The following is a 902-nucleotide window of genomic DNA, read 5'->3' on the forward strand; positions in this document are numbered from 1 at the left end:
CTTTGGTCGCAACGTTATAAACAGTCTGACCATTGGCTCCCGTCGTTGAAGTCACAGTAACATTCTTGCCTTCAATCACTTCAGTTTGGGTTGTTTTAATACCCTTCGCTAAATTATCTACTACTTCATATAGTTGACTACCATTAACTGCATCGGTAGATGTTTTATTAATTATACCCGCTGCAACATTTTTGATTTGACGTTCATTTTTAATGCTACCAACTGAAACCTGATCACCTGCAGAGATATTTTCATTTCCTGCAAAATTGCTTGCTGAAATAGTAATATCATTTCCATTACCATCTTTAACAGTAATATCACTAGCTGCCGTTGCGTTGGTTTTGGTGTCACTACCTGCTCCTAAAGCTACAGCACCTGCTTGATCAGCATTCGAATGTGCACCAATTGCAATTGCCAGTGAGGAATTTTTTTGGATTACAGCATTGGAACCAATAGCCACAGCTTGGTTAGAATCAGATTCAATTAATACAGAATCTCCTAAAGCAACTGCCTTATCTGAACCATCAACTTTCGCCCCATTACCTTGAACAGTATTATCGGCAAAAGTCATGGAAGATAACGTAGCTGCTAGAACACAAACCCCCAAAGTGGTTTTTTTAAAAGACATATCGAGTTTTTTCATACTTACAATCAGCCTTGAATATAAAAATAGCGAAGAATTAGTTTTAAAAAATTTAGAATTCACTAACCGTAAAGTAATTTTATTTTTTATCATTATTATAGATTAATTGCATATAGCAATATTATTCAAACGATAATAGAAAAAATTAAAACAGATAGAAACAATAAATAAAAACTATAAATTTTTCCTCTGTACACGACAAAAATAGATAACTCATTGAAATAATGTCACAATAATTGTTTTCTAACGACGAATACTA

The 902-nt window shown here is 33.6% G+C and carries 1 pseudogene; it reads right to left on the minus strand.

The features are described 5' to 3' along the window. A pseudogene (locus tag CF596_RS05680) lies at positions 1-643 on the minus strand (hypothetical protein); the annotation flags it as partial. Positions 644-902: the final 259 nt, after the last annotated feature.

It is taken from the genome of Acinetobacter sp. YT-02, from assembly GCF_002412355.1.
Taxonomy (GTDB): Bacteria; Pseudomonadota; Gammaproteobacteria; order Pseudomonadales; family Moraxellaceae; genus Acinetobacter; species Acinetobacter towneri.